General features: G+C 56.6%; 24 protein-coding genes. 17 read left to right on the forward strand and 7 right to left on the reverse strand.

Going from position 1 to position 22,319, the window contains the following annotated elements; translation table 11 throughout:
- Positions 1 to 17 precede the first annotated feature (17 nt).
- Both Mal65_RS07985 and Mal65_RS07990 read right to left on the reverse strand, forming a co-directional pair.
- A complete protein-coding gene (locus Mal65_RS07985) occupies positions 18 to 959 on the reverse strand; it encodes a 4Fe-4S dicluster domain-containing protein (RefSeq protein ID WP_145295717.1) in 942 nt (313 codons plus the stop codon).
- Positions 946 to 1,668, reverse strand: a complete 723-nt coding sequence (locus Mal65_RS07990; protein WP_145295719.1) for a cytochrome c3 family protein — start codon at positions 1,666 to 1,668, stop codon at positions 946 to 948. The genes Mal65_RS07985 and Mal65_RS07990 overlap by 14 nt, the downstream gene beginning before the upstream one ends.
- 146 nt (positions 1,669 to 1,814) lie before the next feature.
- Between Mal65_RS07990 and Mal65_RS07995 the strand changes: the two genes are divergently transcribed.
- From Mal65_RS07995 to Mal65_RS08070, 16 genes are all read left to right on the forward strand, one after another.
- The gene (locus tag Mal65_RS07995; RefSeq protein WP_196784677.1) at positions 1,815 to 2,045 is read left to right on the forward strand and encodes a hypothetical protein; all 231 of its coding nucleotides are present in this window, start codon (positions 1,815 to 1,817) and stop codon (positions 2,043 to 2,045) included.
- A complete protein-coding gene (locus Mal65_RS08000) occupies positions 2,042 to 4,483 on the forward strand; it encodes a molybdopterin-dependent oxidoreductase (protein ID WP_196784678.1) in 2,442 nt (813 codons plus the stop codon). The genes Mal65_RS07995 and Mal65_RS08000 overlap by 4 nt, the downstream gene beginning before the upstream one ends.
- 133 nt (positions 4,484 to 4,616) lie before the next feature.
- Positions 4,617 to 5,426, forward strand: a complete 810-nt coding sequence (locus tag Mal65_RS08005; protein WP_145295723.1) for a diheme cytochrome c precursor — start codon at positions 4,617 to 4,619, stop codon at positions 5,424 to 5,426.
- A gap of 267 nt (positions 5,427 to 5,693) precedes the next feature.
- Entirely contained in the window at positions 5,694 to 6,293 is a 600-nt protein-coding gene (locus tag Mal65_RS08010) for a 4Fe-4S dicluster domain-containing protein (protein ID WP_231131320.1), read from the forward strand.
- Positions 6,290 to 6,610, forward strand: coding sequence for a hypothetical protein (locus Mal65_RS08015; protein WP_145295728.1), 321 nt, complete (start codon positions 6,290 to 6,292; stop codon positions 6,608 to 6,610). The genes Mal65_RS08010 and Mal65_RS08015 overlap by 4 nt, the downstream gene beginning before the upstream one ends.
- A 438-nt stretch (positions 6,611 to 7,048) precedes the next feature.
- Positions 7,049 to 8,275, forward strand: coding sequence for an NO-inducible flavohemoprotein (gene hmpA, locus Mal65_RS08020; protein ID WP_145295731.1), 1,227 nt, complete (start codon positions 7,049 to 7,051; stop codon positions 8,273 to 8,275).
- Positions 8,276 to 8,389: 114 nt separating this feature from the next.
- Positions 8,390 to 10,729: a nitric-oxide reductase large subunit gene (locus Mal65_RS08025; protein WP_145295733.1), complete on the forward strand. Its 2,340-nt coding sequence runs from the start codon at positions 8,390 to 8,392 to the stop codon at positions 10,727 to 10,729.
- Positions 10,730 to 10,784: 55 nt separating this feature from the next.
- A complete protein-coding gene (gene ric, locus Mal65_RS08030; protein ID WP_145304776.1) occupies positions 10,785 to 11,501 on the forward strand; it encodes an iron-sulfur cluster repair di-iron protein in 717 nt (238 codons plus the stop codon).
- Positions 11,502 to 11,511: 10 nt separating this feature from the next.
- A complete protein-coding gene (locus Mal65_RS08035; RefSeq protein WP_145295736.1) occupies positions 11,512 to 12,348 on the forward strand; it encodes a class I SAM-dependent methyltransferase in 837 nt (278 codons plus the stop codon).
- Positions 12,349 to 12,375: 27 nt separating this feature from the next.
- Positions 12,376 to 12,669, forward strand: a complete 294-nt coding sequence (locus tag Mal65_RS08040; protein ID WP_145295739.1) for a GYD domain-containing protein — start codon at positions 12,376 to 12,378, stop codon at positions 12,667 to 12,669.
- Positions 12,666 to 13,001, forward strand: coding sequence for a cupin domain-containing protein (locus tag Mal65_RS08045; protein ID WP_145295743.1), 336 nt, complete (start codon positions 12,666 to 12,668; stop codon positions 12,999 to 13,001). The genes Mal65_RS08040 and Mal65_RS08045 overlap by 4 nt, the downstream gene beginning before the upstream one ends.
- A gap of 148 nt (positions 13,002 to 13,149) precedes the next feature.
- Positions 13,150 to 14,472, forward strand: coding sequence for a BamB-related PQQ repeat family beta-propellar protein (locus tag Mal65_RS08050; RefSeq protein WP_196784682.1), 1,323 nt, complete (start codon positions 13,150 to 13,152; stop codon positions 14,470 to 14,472).
- Positions 14,472 to 14,921, forward strand: coding sequence for a YbaN family protein (locus Mal65_RS08055; RefSeq protein ID WP_145295746.1), 450 nt, complete (start codon positions 14,472 to 14,474; stop codon positions 14,919 to 14,921). The genes Mal65_RS08050 and Mal65_RS08055 overlap by 1 nt, the downstream gene beginning before the upstream one ends.
- Before the next feature lie 262 nt (positions 14,922 to 15,183).
- Positions 15,184 to 15,609, forward strand: coding sequence for an RrF2 family transcriptional regulator (locus Mal65_RS08060; RefSeq protein WP_145295749.1), 426 nt, complete (start codon positions 15,184 to 15,186; stop codon positions 15,607 to 15,609).
- The gene (locus tag Mal65_RS08065) at positions 15,606 to 15,866 is read left to right on the forward strand and encodes a DUF3565 domain-containing protein (RefSeq protein WP_145295752.1); all 261 of its coding nucleotides are present in this window, start codon (positions 15,606 to 15,608) and stop codon (positions 15,864 to 15,866) included. The genes Mal65_RS08060 and Mal65_RS08065 overlap by 4 nt, the downstream gene beginning before the upstream one ends.
- Positions 15,863 to 16,417, forward strand: coding sequence for a c-type heme family protein (locus tag Mal65_RS08070; RefSeq protein ID WP_145295754.1), 555 nt, complete (start codon positions 15,863 to 15,865; stop codon positions 16,415 to 16,417). The genes Mal65_RS08065 and Mal65_RS08070 overlap by 4 nt, the downstream gene beginning before the upstream one ends.
- Here the strand turns inward: Mal65_RS08070 and moaA are convergent.
- The 5 genes from moaA to Mal65_RS08095 form a co-directional block, all read right to left on the reverse strand.
- Positions 16,403 to 17,383 carry a GTP 3',8-cyclase MoaA gene (moaA, locus tag Mal65_RS08075; RefSeq protein WP_145304778.1) on the reverse strand — a complete coding sequence of 327 codons (981 nt, stop codon included), beginning with the start codon at positions 17,381 to 17,383 and terminating at the stop codon, positions 16,403 to 16,405. The two genes, Mal65_RS08070 and moaA, sit on opposite strands and share 15 nt — an antisense overlap.
- A 211-nt stretch (positions 17,384 to 17,594) precedes the next feature.
- Entirely contained in the window at positions 17,595 to 19,295 is a 1,701-nt protein-coding gene (locus Mal65_RS08080) for an alginate export family protein (RefSeq protein WP_196784685.1), read from the reverse strand.
- 653 nt (positions 19,296 to 19,948) lie between these two features.
- Positions 19,949 to 20,329 carry a hypothetical protein gene (locus tag Mal65_RS08085; protein ID WP_145295757.1) on the reverse strand — a complete coding sequence of 127 codons (381 nt, stop codon included), beginning with the start codon at positions 20,327 to 20,329 and terminating at the stop codon, positions 19,949 to 19,951.
- Entirely contained in the window at positions 20,326 to 21,132 is an 807-nt protein-coding gene (locus Mal65_RS08090; protein WP_145295761.1) for a radical SAM family protein, read from the reverse strand. The genes Mal65_RS08085 and Mal65_RS08090 overlap by 4 nt, the downstream gene beginning before the upstream one ends.
- On the reverse strand, positions 21,129 to 21,842 hold the full coding sequence (locus Mal65_RS08095; protein WP_145295764.1) for a glycosyltransferase: 714 nt from the start codon (positions 21,840 to 21,842) through the stop codon (positions 21,129 to 21,131). Before Mal65_RS08095 ends, Mal65_RS08090 begins: the two co-directional genes overlap by 4 nt.
- 74 nt (positions 21,843 to 21,916) lie before the next feature.
- On the opposite strand from Mal65_RS08095, the gene Mal65_RS08100 reads away from it, so the two are divergent.
- A complete protein-coding gene (locus tag Mal65_RS08100; RefSeq protein ID WP_231131322.1) occupies positions 21,917 to 22,318 on the forward strand; it encodes a DUF1801 domain-containing protein in 402 nt (133 codons plus the stop codon).
- Position 22,319: the final 1 nt, after the last annotated feature.

A 22,319-nucleotide genomic window follows, 5' to 3' on the forward strand; every position in this document is an offset into this window, starting at 1 on the left:
TCAACTTCTTCTCCCCTCTAATCGAAGTAATAGAAGAAAGCTGGCTTCGTGCCGAGTTCTTCTTTAAGGATGTACACGCGTTTGTTCTCGAGGATCCAGCGGATGTTGGATTTTGGGTCGAGGATGTTGCCGAAGACTCGAGCACCAGTGGGGCATGCTTCCAAGCACGCGGGCAACTTGCCGCGTCGCGTTCGGTGCAAGCAGTACGTGCACTTTTCGACGACGCCGACCGGACGGATACGGTTGCTCAGGTAGCTTTGGTCGGGATTGACTTCCTTGGCCGGCACCTCGGGCTTCTTCCAATTGAAACGCCGCGCGTGGTAGGGGCACGCCGCTTCGCAGTACCGGCATCCGATGCACCAGTTGTAATCGACCACGACAATGCCATCTTCTTCCTTCCACGTGGCCTTAACCGGACAAACGTCGACGCACGGCGGCTCGTCGCATTGCTGGCACTGCACGGGCAGGTAGAACTTGTCGTCCTTCGGGACCGCTCCGGTGTAGGTGGTGGAGCCCTTTTCCATGTCCATCGTGCCCTTGGGCATTTCGATCACACGGATGTACGACTGATTCGTGTCGCGGTCGTGGTTGTTTTCCTTGTGACAAGCTTCGACGCATTTGCCGTTGCCGTTGCACACGCTCAGGTTGATCGCGTACACGAACTTCGTGCCGGGAATTGGTCGATCATCGGCGATCGTCACGTCGGCGTCGTATTTCTCTTTCGCTTCGGCTTCCAAGCGAGCGATCACGTCGGCCTTTTGTTCCGGCGACAATTCGCTGTAATGCGTCTGCATGAACTCGGCGGCCGACGAATTCCTGGCGGCTTGCCGCAGCGGCGAGATTGCGGCAACGAACGCGCCAGCACCCAGTGTCGCGAACGCGCCTTTAACGGCGGCCCGTCGCGTGAAGTTTTCGACGATCGGAAGTGATGGCTTCTGCGGTGTTTCAGTGGTCGTCATGCGATTCCGCTCCTTCGTGGTCGTGGTGGTCGGCACGCGGTGCGTTGAAGCGATCTTTCGGTTTAAAGCCGACCATCATCTTGGGGTAGGCCGGTGAGTGCGGATCGTGGCAATCAACGCAGTTGTTCTTCATTTGCGGTCCGCGAGTCAAATCCCAGTGTCCATTCATGCCTCCGTGAGCACCATGGGCGAACGCGGTCGCTTGCGGGCCGTGACACTGCGAACACATCGTCATGACGTCTTGATAAGCGACTTTGGTTCCGTCGGCCAATTTCAACGAATCGGAATCTTCAGGGTTGTGGCAGGCGTAACAGGCGAGCTTGCCGTGGTTGACAACCAATCCTTGGTGAAACTCGTCGAGCGTTTCGGGCGTCTTGTTTTCAAGATTGGGTTGGCGAACGCTGTGACAGGTCGAGCAGGCGACTTCACCGCTGCGCCCTTGCGGGTCGAAGCCGGTCAGCTTGACTCGCGGCGGCCCGTCGGGCTGACGGATGATGACTGGGTGTGTTCTGGTAGTTGCGGAAGTGGTCGAGGCTTTCGACGAGCCTGTGTCCGCGGCGGGCCGAAGCTCTTGACGAGTTCCACTACGGATGTCTTCCGCAACTGGTGCCAAGCCATCTTGCCCGGCACGCTTTGACACAACAACCGCGATCATGAAAACGACCAGAATTGACGTTGCGGCAAAGATCAGATTTGTCGGTCGAAGCATCTCTTTTTGTCCAAAACACGGTTCCGCTGCTTACCGACAATGTATACACTTGGGTGCACGTTAGCGAAACCCCGTTTTTGGATTCGCTTCGCCCGTTTTTCTAAGTCCTGTACATCGCAAGCCTGATGCCAATCAGCGGACTCGTCGTGACTTTCGATTCACCGGTGGAGCAATGTACCGAGGCGGTCGAAACGCTGCGGGCAATGCCGGAAGTTGATCTAGGTCAAGTGCGAGACAATAAGCTTGCAATCGTCGTCGATACCGTTTCTAAAACACAGGACCGGAACGTTTGGGATGCGGTCCAACAATTACCAAACGTAACCGATTTGGCGATCGCAATGGTCGCTTTTGATGAGGACAAGGACGAAAACCCATGAGCCAATCCATGCAGACGTTAAGCCACGACCGTCGTCAACTGTTGAAAGCTTCCGCACTCGCCGCGGCCGGTTCTTTGGTGACCGGCGGATCGCTGCCGGTGGTTCAGGCTGACCAAGCCGTCGACGATTTGCCAACCGGCGAAGGCATGTCGTGGAACAAAGCACCGTGTCGCTTTTGCGGAACCGGTTGCCATGTGCAAGTCGGCGTGGAAGACGGCCGCGTCGTGGCGGTGGCTGGCGATAAAGCGGCCGATGTCAACAAAGGTCTTCTTTGCGTCAAAGGCTATCACGTCGGCGGCATCCTGTACGGCAAAGACCGCTTGACCGAGCCGCTGCTTCGCCAAGAAGATGGCAGCTTGAAACCGATCGAGTGGGACGAAGCGATCAAGATCATCGCCAAGCGGATCTTCGATTCGCCGGAGACTTTTGCGTTCTACGGCAGCGGCCAGTGGACGATTCCCGAAGGCTACGCCGCGCAAAAGTTCATGAAGGGCGGACTGAGCAACAATCACATCGACCCCAACGCTCGGTTGTGTATGGCGTCGGCGGTCACGGGATTCCTAGGAACGTACGGCGTCGATGAACCGGCCGGTTGTTATCAAGACCTCGATGAGTGCGACGTGCTTATCACGTGGGGTAACAACCCCGCCGAAATGCACCCGGTCCTGTTTTCACGCGTGACCGATCGCCGGTCGCGGGGTGAGAACGTTCGCATCATCGACATCGGAACCCGTCGGACCCGCACGACTGACGCGGCCAACGACTATCTGGAGATGGATTCCCACGGCGACGTTCCGATCGCGCTGGGGATTATGCACTTGCTGATCGAAAACGGCACCTATGACAAGTCGTTCGTCGAGAAGCATTGCAACTTCCGCGCTCACCCCGAATCCGGCAAGACACTGTTCGGCGAAGCGATCAGCGAAGATGAGTTTCGCAAACGCATCGCCGAGTACACGCCCGAGCGAGTTTCCGAATTGTCGGGTTTGTCGGTCGAACAAATCCGAATGCTCGGCGATCTGTTCGGCGACGATGACGTCAAGATCACCAGCCTGTGGTGCATGGGGATGAATCAGCACACGATGGGCACGGCGATCAACACCTTGGTTCACGGGGTGCATCTGCTGTCAGGCCACTTCGGCAAACCCGGCGATTCGCCGACCAGCTTAACGGGGCAACCATCGGCCTGCGGAACCGTTCGCGAAGTCGGAACGTTGGCTCATGCGTTGCCCGGCGGACGCATCGTCGCCAATCCCGAGCATCGTCAGCAATGCGAAGGGTTTTGGAACATTCCCGAAGGCCGCATCAACGCGACACCGGGTTATCACACGGTCAAAATGTTTGACCAATTCACGATACCAACCGACGAAGGTGGCGACATCACGACGATGTTCGTGCAAGTGACCAATCCCGGTCAGACGCTGCCCAACTTGAATAAGCTGTTCAACGACAAGAAAAACCTCGCTGACAAATTCTTGATCGTCAGTGATGTCTACCCGACGCCGACCACCGAGCTTGCCGATTTGATTCTGCCCGCCGCGATGTGGGTCGAAAAGAATGGGATATACGGCAACAGCGAACGCCGCACGCAGCAGTGGTTCAAGATGGTCGATCCGCCGGGCGATGCTCGTGATGACACTTGGATGACGATCGCGATCGCTCACAAGTTGTTCGAGATGGGTCACGAAGGCATGAAGGACAAAGACGGCGAATTTATCTTCGCCGTCAAAGACGAGTCCGGCGAAGAAGTCCCGATCTGGGAATTCGATCGCTACTACGACACCAACGTCGACAAGCATCTGTTCGAGGAATATCGCCAGTTCACGACGATGAAGCACAAGAACCTCGCACCGTACGATGAATACGTTAAAGCACGCGGACTGCGTTGGCCAGTCGTCGAGCAAGAAGACGGTTCATGGCGGGAGACGAAATTCAGGTTCTCCGGTTTTGACGATCCGTTTGTCGCCGAAGGAGAGGAGTTCGACTTCTATCACTCCTCGACCAAAGACGGTCGGGCACAAATCTGGTTCCATGACTATGAACCGCCGCCGGAAATGCCCGACGACGAATACCCGATGTGGCTTTGCACCGGACGCGTGCTGGAGCACTGGCACACAGGCAGCATGACGCGGCGATTGGCTCCACTGAATCGAGCGATGCCGACCGGCTACGTCGAAATGAACATGGAAGACGCCAAGGCCGCCAACATTCGCCAAGGCGAGAAGGTAATCGTCGAGTCACGCCGTGGCTCCTGCGAGTTGCCCGTTTGGATCGACGGTCGCGGCCGTCCGCCGCGTGGAACCATCTTCGTACCGTTCTTCGACGAAACAAAATTGATCAACAACGTCACGCTCGACGAGCACTGTCCGATTTCAAAACAGCCCGACTACAAGAAGTGCGCCGCGCGGGTGAAGAAGCTCAGCGAGGCCGAATCATGAGCACCTTGCAAACTTCGCCCCCTGCGTCCCCGCGTCTCCCCGCCTCCGCGTCAAATTTACTTCCAAAGAAGTTGACGCAGAGTCGCGAAAGTCGGAGAGACGCAAAGAGGGATCAACGCGGAGGTAAAATGTCATGTTAAAAAGACTTGCCCCGATCTTCTTCGCGTGCGTCATTGCGTTCGCGTTCATCGGTTACTTCGTGGGAATTAGTGATGGCGTTCCGAAGCCTGATGGGCTGGACGAATCCGCATTGGTCGCAAAGTTCGACCAAGCCGAAATTGAATCGGACCCCAAGTTGATCCCTGCGGTCTCCTACGCCGAGGTCTCGCAGACCGCGATGGGACCGACAGCGACGTGGAGTCTAAAAGGCCAAGCGTTGCCGCAACCGGAGTATGATCTCTACACCAAGATTGAACCGAGCGAAGCTGAAAAGGAAGCGTCCAGCAAACTGCGGTCGTCGCGTCGCGCCTTCAACGGTGCTCCACCGATCATCCCGCACCCGGTTGAGAACACGACCGATGCGGCTTGCTACGCATGTCATGGAAACGGCGTGAAGATGGCAGGCCTGAAAGCCAGCGTGATGTCGCACGAGTTCCTTGGCAACTGCGTTCAGTGCCACGCTCCGATGCCGCCGGCACCATTCCAAGATGCGGACACGTCCGTCGAATCAAGTTTCGTCGGCCTGCCGGCCCCCAAGGAAGGCAAACGAGCGTATCCCGGCGCACCGCCGACGATTCCGCACTCGCGGTGGATGCGAGAGAATTGCAACGCGTGTCACGGCGGCCCGCACGGATGGGCTGGCATGGAATCGACACACCCATGGCGAACCAACTGCACCCAGTGTCACGCCCCATCGGCAACCCTGGACCAAATGCCTGAGGCCGAAATGTTCAGCCCGGATTCGGTCCCAATGTTGCCGCCGTTGGACGTGGTCGCCAATTAGCAGTCGTGCGATAGGCTTCCAGCCTGTCAATTCGCTGAGACAGGCTGGAAGCCTGTCTTACCTGTCGCAAGTCTTCATGCAGAATCGAAATTGAGATCCATGAATTCATTGTTGCACAGGTTGAAACGACTCTTCTCTGCGACTCTCCGTCTACCCGTCTCTGCGTCAGCGTTCCTCTTGCGTCCCGCCCGTACCAACCAAAGCCGACGCGATCTTCTGCAAGGTCGTCTTTGGCGACTCCTGCCGCGTGACCGTTTTCCGCCGCTGGTGACCCGGCTGCCCAAGCCACAAACGGAAGAACCACCAGCAGAATCCCCCCGCAGCATCGGCGGCATCAATATCGACCCGGTGCCCGCGACCGACCTTGGGAAGAAGTCCGTCGCGCGTTCGTTGCCCGTGCATCGTCCGCCCGGTGCGATCGACGAATTTCAGTTCTTAATCGGTTGCACCCGATGTGGCGACTGCATCACGGCATGTCCCTACGACGCCATTTTCAAAGCCCCCGATCGACTCGGCAATATCGCCAGCACGCCGATCATCCAAGCAGACACATCCGCATGCATGATGTGCGAAGACTTCCCGTGCATCGCCTCTTGCAAACCCGGCGTGCTGGTCGAGTCGATCCCACCAGTCATGGGAACCGCCCGCGTCACCGAGCACTTGTGTTTAGCTCATCACAACACCACCTGCACCGTGTGCGGCGAACGTTGTCCCGTCGAAGGGGCGATCACCGTCGCCGACGGAAAGCCGACCATCAATGAGGACACCTGCACCGGCTGCGGAGTCTGCCGCTACGTCTGCCCCGCACCCGAAAACGCGATTCTTCTCATGCCCGCCTTCTCCCGTCCCGGAAGACCTCACGTATGACCCCTGAAAAGCTCAGCCTTGAGTATCTGGAAAACAACGAGCCGCTTCCCGAAATCCTGCAAGCCGAATGGTCGGCGGATCAGGTGTTGCAGTTGTTCGATGATCTGCGTGATGGTGCCGATGTCCAGCATGTGCAAATGAAATCACCCCAGACGGATGCCACCGTCACGCTTGCCGAAGCCCACGCATCCTTCGCCGCCAAAGAAGCCATCGCGATTCAGGTGCGTTACGTTTTCGAGAACGAAACGTGGTGCGATACGATCATGCCTGGCGACCCCACCACCAAAATCATTCGCAATCGGCTACCCAGCGGTTGAACGAAAAATTGACGCAGAAGCGGGGAGCCACGGGGACGCGGAGGTTGCGGGACGATTTCAATGCGGAGAACAAGCCAGCGCCGACGGCGACTTCGCGTTTACCTCCTCCTTCCCCTTTCTCTGGGTTTCTCCGTCTCTCGTGACTCTGCGTCAACGTCCATAGCGACGGAGCACTTGAGTGATGTGAGCGACTTCTTCAGCGGGCGATGGCGTTTGGCTGCACGCCGACCGTTCTGCCAAACAAGTGAGTGCACGCAACGCGTATTCACTTGTTCTTGAAAGCATCCTTATCAAGCGAACGGGATTTTTCTGACCCGCCTAAACATACACCTTGACATGCAGGTTTAAACGTGTATCTTTTGGTGCACATTCTCTTTTTCCCTGTGTTTTAGCGAGTTTCCCACCTGCCCCACCCCACCCAACCTGAAACCGACACACATGCTGAGCGAAAAAACAATCCGGATTGTCAAAGAGATCACGCCGCTGGTTGCTGCCAACGCCGAAACCATCACGCGTCGCTTTTACGAACGAATGTTCGAGGCGAATCCGGAAGTGAAGGCGTTTTTTAACCAGGCCCACCAGCACACCGGTGGTCAACAAAAAGCACTCGCTGGTGCGATCTGTGCCTACTTCACTCACATCGACAATCCCGCCGTGCTGATGCCGGCGGTCGAGTTGATCGCACAGAAGCACGTGTCATTGGGTATCAAGGCCGAGCACTATCCGATCGTTGGTGAAAACCTGCTCGGTGCGATCGGCGACGTGATGGGTGACGCCGCCACGCCCGAGATCGTCGAAGCGGTCGGCGAAGCGTATGGATTCCTCGCCGACATCTTCATCGGTCGCGAAGGTGCGATCTACGAAGAACAAGCGTCAGCACCAGGCGGATGGAACGGAACGCGAACCTTTGTTGTCGCCAAGAAGGTTCCTGAAAGCGACATCGTCACATCGTTCTATCTCAAGCCCGAAGACGAAGGACCGCTGCCATCTTTCAAACCTGGCCAGTACATCACGGTCCACATCGACCACCCGCACACTCCAACGTCACCACGTAACTACAGCCTGTCGGACTGTGCCAGCCAACCTCACTACCGCATCAGCGTCAAACGCGAAGAACGACTCGCCGCTGACGCGCCAGACGGCTTGATCAGCAACCACTTACACGACGCAATCGAAGAAGGCCATAAGATCCAACTCGGCCCACCATGTGGCGAGTTCACTGTTGATCCCAATGAGGTTGCCAAACCGGTCGTGTTGATCGCCGGTGGCATCGGGGTTACGCCGCTGTTGTCGATGGCCAAGTCGATCATTCACGCCAATCCCGATGCGCAGGTTTACTTCATTCAAGCCGCTCGCAACAGCAACGTGCAAGCGTTCGCTGACGAACTCGGCAACTTGTCACAAGCCGGATCGAACGTTCGCACCAAAGTCATTTACGACGCACCGCTTCCGGGCGATGTCGAAGACGGCAAGTGCGACGGCACTGGATTCGTCACGACGGACTTGTTGCGCGATTGGACGCCGTATTCCGAAGCGGACTTCTACTTTTGCGGTCCCAAACCGTTCATGCAAAGCATGCACGCTTGTTTGCAAGAACTGGGCGTGGACGAACATCGCACACGCTACGAATTCTTTGGTCCGAAGGAAGAATTGGTCAATGCGTAGCGCAGGATTCCTCGAACACGCTGTTAGCCGACGGCGCCAGCCGCGGGTTCCACACTCCCCGGTTCATACTCGACATCCGCGGCTAGCGCCGTGGGCTCAAAAGAGACACCTCCCATGAAACGTCTGTGGATGGCCTTTGCGGCCGTGATGATCGTCTCGTTCCTCATCCTTGGCTGGATTGGGACTCGCATCTATCAAGAGAAACCACCGATCCCTGAAAAGTATGTCACGACTGATGGCGTGACGCTGATCGACAGTGGCGAAGTCGGCGAGGGCCAAAACGTTTGGCAATCGCTGGGCGGTATGCAAGTCGGTTCGATCTGGGGACACGGGAGCTACGTCGCACCGGACTGGACCGCCGATTGGTTGCACCGCGAGTCGATGTTCATTCTTGATCAGTGGGCCAACAAGGAATTTGGCGAGCCATTCGATTCGCTCTCCGGTGAACACCAAGCGACGTTAACTGGTCGGCTAACGGACTTGATGCGTACCAACACGTACGATGAATCGACTGCCGTGGTCACAATTGATCCGATTCGCGCCGCCGCATTTGACGCAGGCGTCGATCATTACCGAACGGTGTTCATCGACGGCAACGCGGACTACGCCATTCCGGCCGGCTCAATCAGTAGCGAAGAGCGATTGCGAAAGTTCTCGGCGTTCGTATTCTGGACATCGTGGGCGGCGGCGACCGATCGCCCCAATGACATCGCCAGCTACACGAACAACTGGCCTCACGAACCACTGGTCGGAAACCGCCCCACCGGTGACAACGTGATGTGGACCGGCGTCAGTGTCATCATGCTGCTAGGCGGGATCGCTGCGATGGCGTGGTGGTACGCGGCTCGTCGCGAAGAAGAGGAAAAACCCGAAGGCATCGCGGCCAGCGATCCGTTGGCGCGGTGGCAAGCGACGCCCTCGCAGAAAGCCACGATGAAGTACTTCTGGGTTGTGGCCGCGTTGATCTTCGCGCAGATGACGCTCGGGATCATCACCGCCCACTACGGCGTCGAAGGTGAAGGATTCTACGGATTTCCGCTGGCCGAGTACTTGCCTTACAGTGTTTCGCGAACCTGGCACGTGCAAATCGGGTTGTTCTGGATCGCGACCGCTTGGCTGGCAGCGGGGTTGTTCATCGGCCCGCTGGTCAGTAACCACGAACCAAAGTTCCAGCGTTTAGGCGTCAATGTTCTGTTCGCTGCTTTGTTGCTGGTCGTCGTCGGTTCGCTGACCGGCGAATGGTTGAGCGTCAAGAACTACATGAGCGACACGGTCTCGTTCTACCTTGGTCACCAAGGTTACGAGTACGTCGAACTGGGGCGGGTTTGGCAAATCGCCTTAATGACGGGACTGCTGTTGTGGCTAGTGCTGATGCTGCGAGTGCTTTGGCCGGCACTGACAAGAAAGCAAGAGGAGACGACCAGCGAAGCCAACTCGCAACGCCATTTGGTGACGCTGCTCGCCGTGGCAACGGGAGCGATCGCGTTGTTCTACGGAGCTGGTTTGACATGGGGCCAGCATGGTCACTTGTCGATGGTCGAGTATTGGCGATGGTGGGTGGTCCACCTGTGGGTCGAAGGTTTCTTTGAAGTGTTCGCGACCACTGTGATCGCATTCGTCTTCATGCGACTCGGATTGGTGCGTCCCGGATTGGCTGCCGCTGCGGCACTGCTATCGGCGACCATCTTTCTGGCTGGCGGAATCATCGGAACGTGCCACCACCTGTATTTCTCCGGCACGCCCACGGTGGCGCTCGCGTGGGGATCGGTATTCAGTGCACTGGAAGTCGTGCCGCTCGTGTTGCTCGGATTCGACGCGACCGACGATCTCAGGCGAAGCAAAGCGTCGCCGTGGGTACAGCGTTACAAGTGGCCGATCTACTTTTTTGTCGCCGTCGCGTTTTGGAACATGATCGGAGCCGGCTTGTTCGGATTCATGATCAACCCGCCGATCGCACTGTATTATATGCAAGGGCTCAACACGACACCGTTGCACGGACACGCGGCATTGTTCGGAGTGTACGGCATGTTGGGTATCGGACTGATGCTGATGTGCATGCGAGTGCTGCTGCCCGGACGGCCGTGGAAAGACGGAGCGCTCAAGCTCGGGTTCTGGGGCATGAATGTCGGGCTGATGGCCATGTGTGTCCTAAGCCTGTTGCCGGTTGGTCTGCTGCAAACCAAAGCGTCGGTCGAACACGGGTATTGGTTTGCTCGCAGCAGTGAATTCATGCAAACAGAGCTGATGCAAACGCTCAGGTGGATGCGAGTTCCCGGCGACACAATCTTCTTCCTTGGTGCCGTCGCGCTCGTCTGGTTCATCTTCGGACTTTGGACCGGACACTCGTTCTCGAAGGAACCCGATGGCTTTGACCCGCCGGAGAACGAAGCAACCGACTTCGACCGCACAGACACCGAACAGCCTGAAGAGGATCGCGAAGCTGTCCTTGCCTAATCCGTTCTCTACTTCCAATCCTTTCACCAAACCACATCCTGAAGGAATCTCAACCATGCTCACCCTCGACCCTGAACAATCCGTCGGAGACTTCGTTCGCCAGAAACCCACTCGCGCTCGTGTCTTTGAGTCGCTCAAGATCGACTACTGCTGCGGCGGCAAAGTGTCGCTGAACCGTGCTTGCGAAAAACGCGGCATCGAAGTCGATGAAGTGCTGCTGGCGATCACTCAAAACGACGCTCAAGCCGACATCGACACGCTTGTGGACGTCGATGCGATGGGATTGACCGAGCTGGCCGATCATATCGAAACGACTCACCACGCCTATCTGCGTGAAGAGTTGCCTCGGCTCGATTTCATGACCGAGAAGGTTTCGCGAGTCCACGGCGACAAGGACCGGCGGCTGTTCAAGATGCGTGAGGCATTCGTCGCCCTGAAAGCCGAACTCGAGCCGCACATGATGAAAGAGGAGAAGATCCTTTTTCCGATCGTGCGCCAATTGGAAGCGTCGGCCGAGCGGCAAGAGAACCACTGTGGCAGCGTCGCCAACCCGATCCGTCAGATGGAACATGAGCATGACCAAGCCGGCAACGCACTGACTGTATTGAATGAGTCCACCGACGGTTACACGCCGCCCGAATGGGCGTGCAACACGTACCGTGCGATGCTCGATTCACTGGCGCAACTCGAACGCGACATGCATCAACACATCCACAAAGAGAACAACGTATTGTTTCCCAAAGCGATTGGGCTCGAACAAGGCAAAGGTTGAAACGATGTCCATGGCCACTCATCCGAACGCTGTTTCACAATCAAATTCTACCCCCGCGATGCCGGGCGAGAAACTCGACGCATCCAAGATGCCTGGGCATTGGCTGCTGGCGCGCCTGGGCAAGCGAGTCCTGCGCCCCGGCGGTATCGAACTGACCCGGCGGATGCTTGATTCATTGATGATTTCATCCTCCGACACGGTCGTCGAACTCGCACCGGGATTGGGCACGACGGCTCGCATTACCCTGGCGAAGCGACCGGCGGCGTACATCGCCGTCGAACGTGATCCCGACGCGGCGGCCCAGGTGCAAGCATTGGTGTCCGATCCGCGTGATCGCTGCGTCCAAGGCAACGCAGCACAAACGGGCTTGCCGAGCGAGTCGGCCGACGTGGTCTACGGCGAAGCGATGTTGACGATGCAAGTCGAAAGTCAGAAACAAGCCATCGCCGAAGAGGCCTGGCGAATTTTGCGTCCCGGCGGCCGCTACGCCATTCACGAACTCGGCTTGATGCCCGACGACAGCGATGAATCCCTCAAGGACGCGATCATGAAGAATGTCTCCGAAGCGATCCACGTCGGTGCCCGTCCGCTAACCGTTTCGGATTGGCGTCAAACGCTCGAAGCGGCCGGGTTGCATGTCGATTCATCGACCTGTGTGACCGCTCCGATGCACTTATTGAAACCACGACGTGTCCTGGCCGATGAAGGTTTCTTCGGCACCGCTCGGATCGCTTTCAACGTATTGCGAACACCCGCCGCACGAAAACGCGTTCACGCGATGCGTCGCGTTTTCCGTCGTTATGAAGATCACCTTTGCGCCGTCACGATGGTCGGCCAGAAATCCTAATTCCTCCCAACTCTAGAGAACTCAATCATGATTCGTTACCTCACCCTCATCCAATTCACAGACCAAGGCGCTCGAAACGTTGACAAATCGGTGCAACGAGCATCAGACTTTAGCAAGTCCGTCAGTGACGCTGGCGGCAAACTGGTCTCGCAAGTTTGGACCGTTGGCCAGTACGACGGCTGTGTGGTGTTTGAAACGCCCGATGAAGCGACCGGCTCTGCTTTGCTGATCAAACTGGCCAAAGACGGCAACGTGCGTACCCAGACGATGCGTTGCTACGACAACCAAGAATTTGAGAACGTATTGAAGGCGGTATCATGAGCGACCAAGCCAAAACCTTCCTCGACCTTACCACCGAAGTCGAAATCCAAACTGGCGGAACGATTAGCAAGACTCTGCACCAGGACGACGGACTGAAAGTGGTTCTGTTCGGCTTCGATGCCGGGCAAGAACTGTCCGAACACACCGCCGCGGTTCCCGCGATCCTGCAGTTTCTCGATGGCGACGCCACGGTGACCTTGGGTGACGAGACGATCCAGGCATCAGCGGGCACGTTCGTTCACATGGCTGCGAACCTGTCGCACAGCATCACGGCGAACAAGGCGACGAAGATGTTGCTTCTGTTGCTCAAGGGAGCGAAGTCGAATGCGTAGATCGAGGATGGATTCTGGTAGAAAATTGTGGGTCGAAAATGTATTTACTGTATATCTTCTACGAATAAGTTTCGTCCTAATCGTCGCTGCCCCCATCCACGCTGGTGAGAACTGGACCGGGCTTCGTGGCGACGGCAGCAGCACGGTGATGGCTGACTTGCCGACGCGATGGTCGTCCGACGAAGGCATCGCCTGGCAGGCCGACATTCACGGCTACGGTCAATCGTCGCCGGTCGTTTGGGGCGATCACGTTTACGTGACCAGCAGCGAGGGACCGTGGCAACAAGACTGCCAAGTTCACGCATTCGATTTGCAGTCGGGAACAAGGCTCTGGACCACGCACATGGAAGCGACAACGAAAGTTGAAAACTACTTTCGCAACAGCCGTGCGGCGCCGACGTGCTGCGTCGATGAATCGGGCGTCTATTCGTTCTTCGCCAGCGGTGATGTGACGTCAATGACGCATCACGGTGAAATACGCTGGAGCACACCGATCATCAAGACGTACGGCGAAGTCGATAACGAACGCGGCGTTGCCAGTTCGCTTTCGCAAACCGATACGCACTTGTTCGTTCTGGTCGACCATCATGGGCCGTCTTATCTGTTGGCGGTTGATAAACGCAGCGGTGACGTGGATTGGAAAACCGATCGCGGCGACCGTGTTCCGTCGTGGTCCTCGCCGGTGATCGCGAAAATTGGAAAGCGAAACATCGTTGTCACCAGTTCGGCCGACACAGTGGATGCCTACGACGCAGCGACTGGCGAATCACTGTGGCAACTCGACGGTTTGCAAGGCAACCACATTCCCTCCGCATCCGTCGCCGGCAACCGGATACTTGTCGGATCCACCACCATGTACGGCGGCGCGACCGACGAGGACGCCGTCGCGGGATCGAATTGCTGCATCGAACTGACCGAAGAAGACGGCAAACTCGGCTACAAAGTCCGCTGGGGAGCCGAACGAGCGAACTCGTACTATTCGACGCCGCTGGCCTTCGCCGGATACGTTTACTATGTCAACAAAGTCGGAGTGCTTTACTGCGTTGACCAGGAAACCGGCGAGCAGGTCTTCGCGAAACGAATTGGCAACCCTTGTTGGGCCTCGGCCGTTGGCGTCACTCGGCCTGATGGCGAACAACTTGTCTACTTGGTCTTGAAGAACGGTTTCACGATCGTTCTGCGACCAAGCGACGAGTACGACCAAATCGCTCGTAATCAGCTCTACGATGCCGGCGCGATGATGGACGCACGCGAGGCGGCCGAAAATCAACGCAAAGCCAACACTGTCCCCGCCGATGAAGCCAAGCCAAAGTCGGGGCCAGAAAAGATCTTTGCCAATATGCCCGAGAGCCAACTGCACCAGATGTTTTCGTACGGCGACCCAATGGTCTACGGCGTCGCAGTCGCAGGCGATCGTCTCCTGATCCGCACCGGGCAGACGCTGTTTTGCGTCGGCGGCAAGGCGGATTGATGGCACAAGAAGCGACCATTCCAACGGTGTCTGGATGGCGGCGCGGCTTGTACTGGTTCGCCGCGGTGTTCTTCTTTGTGTTGGCCATGATCGGAGTCGTCCTGCCCGGCATTCCCACGACACCGTTTCTGCTCCTAATGTGTTATTTCCTAATCCGCGTGTCGCCGGCGATGCACGCCAAGGCGATGGCATGGCCGGTCGTTGGTGGACCGCTTCGGGACTGGCGAGATCAGGGCGGTGTCCGGTCCGGCGTTAAAGTGCTCGCGATCGCGATGGTCACGTTACTGGTCGGATCGACCCTGTTGTTCAGCCCGCTGAACATCGCGATCAAGACCGTCATTCTGCTGGCCGCGTTCTACGGCATTTGGTTTGTTTGGCGATTGCCAACTGCACGATCATCACGCGATGCAATGCGATCAGAGCAAAATCCTGGTTCATCAAGTTGGTAAAAATCGACGAGGTGCAGTCGCTCACCTGATGGTTGGATGTCTGAGCAAGCGAACCCACTGCATTCGGCTCTTGGGATCCTGGATACTTCCTTCTTGGGTGGTCGGCCTTTGGCGGACTTTTCCCTGGTGCAAGACAGCGGGCTTCCGGCGAACTACGTTTGCATCAAACGCGATCACTGCATAAAGTATACATTCGGATGCATAATACTGTGTCGGGTTCCAGCTTGTCTTGCCGATCCAAAGTTTCAGACGGGTTTTCGAAGTGATTTCCAAGACCGCCGAATACGCCTTGCGAGCCATCGCCTGCATGGGTAGCCAGCCGGATCAGCCGGTTTCGGCCAACGCGTTGGCCGAATTGACCAAGGTGCCGCGTCGTTACTTAACACGGGTGCTGCAGGATTTGTGCGCCGCCGGCATGGTCCAGTCGCGCCCCGGTCCGGGCGGCGGCTACGCACTGGCCAAACCAATCGGCAAGCTGACGATTCTTGATGTCATCAACACGGTTGCACCAATCGAACGAATCAAAAAGTGTCCCCTGGGCTTGAAAACACACACGAAACTTTGCCCGCTGCACGCTGAACTCGATCGAGCCTACGCGGCAACCGAAAAGGCATTCAAGGGTGTTACGATTAAGGATCTGGTCAACTCCGCCAGCCCGATCGTTCCTTTGTGCGAGACCGCGTCATGACTGAATTCGACGAATCAACTGAACAAGACGCGACCAAACCGCAGCCGATTCTTGGGTTCCATACCGACGATGAAGGCCACTGGGTTTCGCAACTTGCTTGTGGTCACAACCAGCACGTCCGCCATGATCCACCGTTGGTCACTCGGAACTGGGTGCTGACTCAACAAGGACGCGACACGATGATCGGCTATCATCTCGGTTGCAAGAAGTGTATTGACGGTGCTCCCGCAGATGACCGGCCGGAGACCAACGCATGATCCGTCGATGCATACTTATTGCCACCGTGCTGACAGTCATCACTCTGGTCACAATCGCTAACGATCAAGAAGCCCAATCGAACACCGAGAATGTCGCGCAGGCGACATCCATTGTAGAAGCTCGCTCGCGTGCAAAGATGCTTCACGAACTGGTTTGCGGAACTCTTCAAATCATGCACCGAGACTTCTTCGACGAAGACAACGCTCACGCCATTCCATCGGCGTCGCTCGAAGATGTGTTCCACGAGATGGGCGACAGCTATGATGTGAAAATGAAATGGTTGATCATTAATACCGACGTCGTCAATGTCGATCACGAACCCGAAACGCCGTTCGAGAAAGACGCTGTGAAATTGCTCGCCGCCGGCAAACCGTTCGCCGAGCATACTACCTCAAATCGTTATCACTTCGCCGGACCGATCCGTCTCGGGTCACAGTGTTTGAAATGTCACGTGAAGCGACGCACCAGCAACGAAGATCGCACAGCCGGCCTGGTCATCACGATGCCGCTAAGGAGCGAATTGCCGACGGCAGCATCAACCGCCGATTGAATACATTGGACGCGACGGCCGATCGAAGGATAGATCATCCGTTCCGTGACCTCGCTTCTTGGCCATCACCGCCGACACGATTTTATCAGCGATTGCTTCATCGCTGCTGCCGTCCCGCAAGAGCGCCCGCAAGTCACCGGAATCGCCGCCGAACAAACAGTTGCGTAGCTGCCCGTCCGCGGTCAAACGAAACCGATTGCACGTGCTGCAAAACGGCTGCGTTACCGAAGCGATGATGCCGATGGTGCCAACGCCATCCTCAAACGTGTAGTCTATCGCTGGCGAAACACTTGGCTCCCCCTTTGGCGAGAGCACTCCAACTCGCTGGGCGAACAGATCCAAGATCCGTTTCCCGGCCAGCACTCGCGAATCGTCCCAGTTCCCATCGGCGTCGAGCGGCATGAACTCGATAAACCGAACCGGAATGTCCGTCGCCCGAGTGAACTCGCCAAAAGCCGCGATCTGACGTTCGGTGAAATGCTTCATCGCAATCGCGTTGACCTTCACCTTTACGTCCATCGCTCGGCAAGCGTCAATCGCGTCGAGCACCCGCTGCATCCCCGGTCGCCGCGTCACTTCAAAAAATGATGCTTCGTCTAGCGCATCCAAGCTGATGTTCACGCTGCGAAGTCCAGCGGCATGAAGCTGCGACAACTGATCGGCCAACAGGATCGCGTTGGTAGTCAACGAGACCTTCTTCACACCGGCAACGTTGCCGATTGCCCTCACCAATTTGTACAACTGCGAACGCACCAAAGGTTCGCCGCCGGTCAAACGAACGTCATCGACGCCCAACCCCGCCGCGATACGCACCACTCGCGTAATTTCCTCAAACGTCAGGATCGAGTCACGCTCGCAATAGTCCGGCGTGTCAGCCGGCATGCAGTACGTGCAGCGCAGGTTGCAACGATCGGTCACACTGACCCGTAAACTCGTATGCTTTCGTCCGAAACGATCCACCAACACGCCGCGATTCAACCTTTCACTCATCAGGAATTGCTCACAACCGCATTCTACCATCGGACGGTGATTCCCCCCAGACGCTCCATCGCGAAGTCGGAGTATGTAAGCACGAAAAAAGCGACCACCAGCAAATGCCGATGGTCGCTTGAATGACTTGGGGAGCCACGCCTTGGCGATCACAACGAAGCAAAACGACCGCCAATCTCTTTATCGTTCAATAACGGGTCTGGAATTGAGCGTAAAAGAAGTCCGCGTCGTTATCTTCGTCAACCGGACCGATCGTCGCCGAATCGAAGTAGTCACCGCCGCTGAAGTGCGAGTAGCCGAGTAAAATGTTGTTTCGAGGATTCAGGTTGATGTTGAACAGAATGTCAATCTCGTGCCCCAGTTCGCGATCCTCCGCCGCATTGCCAGCTTGGTTGTAAGGAATCATCACTAGGTTGTACGGCACTGTGTCTTCGGCAAGCAATAAGTAGTGATACCAAACCAACATCGTGATTCGATCACAGAGCGGCGTAATGATTTGCGTATTGATATCATGCAAGTTGCGCCGCCCAAACAAATCCATGAACCCGTTGTACTTGTGGGCCAGTGGGAACAGGTGGTGGTATCCTCCATCGCCAATCGAACGTTCGTCAAAGTCTTCTTCGCCGGATGCGTAGTCGTACCAGCCCCAGATGGTCGGCTGCAGCGGAGTGCTGGCCATCTTGCGACCAAGTCCTAAAGCGACAAAACCTGCTGAGTGGCTTGCATCCGTGTTGTTATCGCCGAATTGATACGCACCTTCAAAGTCGTACAACATCCCACCATCAGTTTTTCCGAGCGATCGACCGCCGAGCGTGTGGAAGGTGAAGTTGCGATTAAGAATCGGGATGGCTGACGTATTGTCGCTGTTGTAACCCAGATAGTACGCCTCCAGCGATCCCGAGCCGACGTTGTTCATCGTTGCGTACGCACCGAAGAAGTCTTCCTTTTCGTCGCTGCGATCTTCCGCCTTGGGCACCACGTTGACCGGCCGCGTCCAAAACGCATCGAGCGAAAAGTCGCCCCTCTGGTACAAGGCACGCACACCTTCAAATGTTCGCCGTGTGTTTGCCCAATCCAGCGGGGACACAGTTCGCTGAGCACCGTAGAGCAATTCTTGGCGACCGATGCGCGTCACCAAAGAACTGTCGCCACTGTCAAACAGCTTCAGATCGACAAATAGATTTTGGATATCAAGATCGTTCTCTTCAATGATCAACGGCTGGAACGTTTCGCCCGATGAATTGGCGTCCAAAAGTTCGCCATAAACGCGAACGTTGTTGGTCATCTGCCAATCAGCGTATAACCGTTGGCGGAACAACCAAAAATTGTCGTCGTTGCCGGTCAGCCCGTTGGCTCCACGAAAGTTCCGTTCATTGTGATAGCGGAATCGCGTTTCACCGCCAACGCTAATCGTACCAAAGCGCGTGTCCATGTTCTTCAGCGATTCGCCACAGAAGTTCGGCCCGTCGTAGCGGGGATCGCGGAGGTAGGAAAAGTTGTTACCAAAGAACAGACCCGAGTGCGCCGATTTCATCGCTTTGGTGGCAGCCACTTTGTCTTCCTTGGTGCGGCATTCGGAGTTGCAGCAAGAACAAGCCAGAACCGAACCCATCGAAGATCCGCTGTAGCTTCGGGCGACGGGCTCCTGCGATGCCGGAGTCGTCGTTGCACCATCGGCAAACGCCTCGGTCACGCTGCCCTCGACATACTGCGAACTAGGCAACACTGACTCGGCGGGCTGGTTTTGAAACGTCGCCGTTTGAACGACGGTATCTGCCAACAAGGATTCATCGGCTAGCGCAGCCGATGGAGGATACAACGCCATGGACAGCGAAGGAGCGATGATAGCGAGGGCGAGTCGCAGTTGGCGACCTGATGAACGAGGCATAGTTTCCGTCCTTGGATTAGTGGTTCGATGCTGATTCCGCCGTCCAAACCGCCTTGGAAAGAAGACCGCACCCGAGCAGGCTGCCGATCCCGGTACCTGAGCATCACATCTCATTACTTCGACAACATTCCTGACCAGATTCGCTTTTCATCCGCCTTCATATTGGGGGAGTCAGGGAAACGATCCCCCGTCAATGATCTCGACCCCAACAATTGTCAAAACTTGTTGACGGCACCCATCGCCAAATTGATCTACATCAAGCGACGCCTGCTCGCCCAATGCACCAACGCAAAACAGCCGCCACGAAACTTCGCAACTGCCGTCGGTACAAGTCAGTGGTGGAGTTGAGCAACCTCCATCGCCTTTTCGCTTTCATAAGCGTCAGATGACCGGGAACGAAGAAACAGGAAAACGCCATCAATCGGGAACCAACCATCCACAAAAAAAGCCCGCCAAGTATTTCACCGGGCGGGCTTTGTGGATCGTTTCGGAATCAACCTTCACTCACGACGCACCATCCCCGCCTCGCCCTCGAAGGACGAGTCGGTCGTTGTTGTTGTGAATAAAGTGGATGTGGTCATCTCAATTTCCAAAATTGACGGACTGGTGCATAGACACTTTGGTGCCGGCGAGGTTCGCTTACCTCTTTCGCTTTAGCCCGATGTCGAACCACCGTCGAAACTGACTGGATAGATCGCGGGGTCGGGCGGCATGTCGGGGTAATACTCGCCGGGGTGACCTGGTGGCAGGTCGTCTGGTGCAGAGTGACCAGGTGGCACGTGGTACGGGTGGTCGGGTGGCAGTCGCGGCCACGTGTGGATCGGGGGATAGGCTTCGATGACGGTTGGCTCTTCGGGCTCGGGCGGCCACGGCCAATCCTCGGGCCACCATTCGGGACGTGAACCGAGGTCGTCACTGGATCCGTCGTCGTCGGTTGAGCTACCTTCGGGGGTGTACGGTGGTTCGCTGCCGGGCGGATCGAATGGTGGAACAAATGGAGGCGGCGGCATTTCGGGTTCGAACGGCGATGTCATTGCAAAGCACTCCGTTGCAGCGGGTTGGGATGAACGAATTTGGTGCCGCGCGATGGACACAGGCCGCACTGCGGGATCGCTTTGGTTTGTAAGAACTCGCGAACTTGATCGTCGGTCGCGGTTGGTGAACAGGCTTGGTAGGTGCGGAAGAGTTGCCATTGCGGCAGATCGTGCAACTTGAGTCGCGCCTCAAGTTGGCTGAAGAACGCAAGGGCCGGGCACTTGAACAGCATCGATCGGAAGAGCTGCGTGCACGTCTTCTGCATGCAGGCGCGATAGGCAGCTTTGGGGTTTGATTGGAATGGTACGGGCCTGCCGTTCTCGACGTTGTATTGCCGCATCCAACCGAGATGCGACTGGCGAATCTTGATTCGGATGCCGGGATACTCTTCTCGCCAGCGCCAGACGAGTCGCTTCACTTCGCGGAAGCGCGTGAGGTATTCCTCGTGCGTTCCATGTTGGCTGACTTCGAGCCGGCAATCGGTTTCAATTAGGACTGACGGCAGTTCGGGAAACCGATGCAGAACGAGCCCATTTGTGACGAGCATCAGTTGACTGTCGGCCCAATGCTGCCGAGCAAGCTGGATGTGTTGCAACGCATTCGGATTCAACAGCGGCTCACCACCGAGCAAAGCGAAACGGCGCGGCTTCAAGCGATGCGACCACTTGGCGTATTCGGAGTCCGCGTCTTCGATCGTGGGTAGTTTGCCGGCGACATGAAAGTTCGAGTAGTGACTGCATTGCTGGCAGGACAGATTGCAACCGTGGGCGACGTGGTATTCCAATGCTGGCAGTTCGATCATCGCCAAATCACTCGCTCCAATCCATGTTTTTGTAGTGCCGCTCGTTGAAACTCGGGACGACGACGCTGATAGCCCGGCGGGTCGACATGCTCGTGCTTGAACGAATGCGAAACGTCGCAGGCCACGTTGACGCCAGCGATCTTGCACCGCCAGAAGAAGTCCCAGTGCTCTTCGACCTTGAGCGACTCGTCCCAGCGGATCGCTTGAACAATGTCGCGGTAAGCGATAAAGCAGTTGCCAACGTAGTGACACCAGCGAATCGAACCGCGTTTCTTGTAATGGCCATGCGGAATCCGCATCGTCTTGCGTTGGACCCGCATCATCTTGGGTCTCTCTTGATGATTTGAAAGCCCGGCAAGCAAGTCGAGATCGTGATGCTGATCGAGTTTGCGGACCAAATCGGGAAGTCGGGTTCGTTCTGTGACCAGATGATCGTCGTCGGCGAACACGACGATGGGCGTATCACCAACATCCAATAACCGATTTCGGCCGGCTGACAATCCGATGTCGTACTCGGTCTCGATCAATTGATCGACCAACGTGGCTTCCTCGGGACAATTCACCGAGAACCGCAGTTCCGGCTTGCCATCGTCGAGAACGTGAATGCTTGGCCGATCATTGCCGTAGTGCTGATGGATGCTCCGCACCAATGCGGCACAACACTGCGGGCGATGGATTGTCTTGATGCAGAAGGTGACCAAGTCCGTCATAATGCGTCAGTCTCCAACCTCACTGATGAAATGCGATGGCAAAGAAATCTGCTAAACCCGAAACGACTACCGAAGTGAAACTGCTATCCGGAGGCAATCCGCAAATTGCGAAAGCCGATGGCGACCAACCGGTGCAGGCCTACATCGCCGCGATGCCTGAGTGGAAGCACGATGTCGGTCGATGGATTGACCAACTTGTTGTCGCGTCCATTCCAAGTGTTCGAAAAGCGGTCCGCTGGAACACGCCGTTCTATGGAGTCGAAGGGCATGGATGGTTTCTGTGCTTTCACTGCTTCAACAAGTACGTCAAAGTTTCGTTCTTGAACGGTGATCAGCTTGAGCCTGCACCCCCAGTGAAATCCAAGCAAGAGACCGTCCGTTCGCTACACGTCGGCGAGAATGACGAGCGAGACGATCAGCAATTGATCAAATGGATTCGTCAGGCTGCAGCTTTGCCGGGCGACAATGTCTTCTAAA

This window comes from Crateriforma conspicua (genome assembly GCF_007752935.1).
Taxonomy (GTDB): domain Bacteria; phylum Planctomycetota; class Planctomycetia; order Pirellulales; family Pirellulaceae; genus Crateriforma; species Crateriforma conspicua.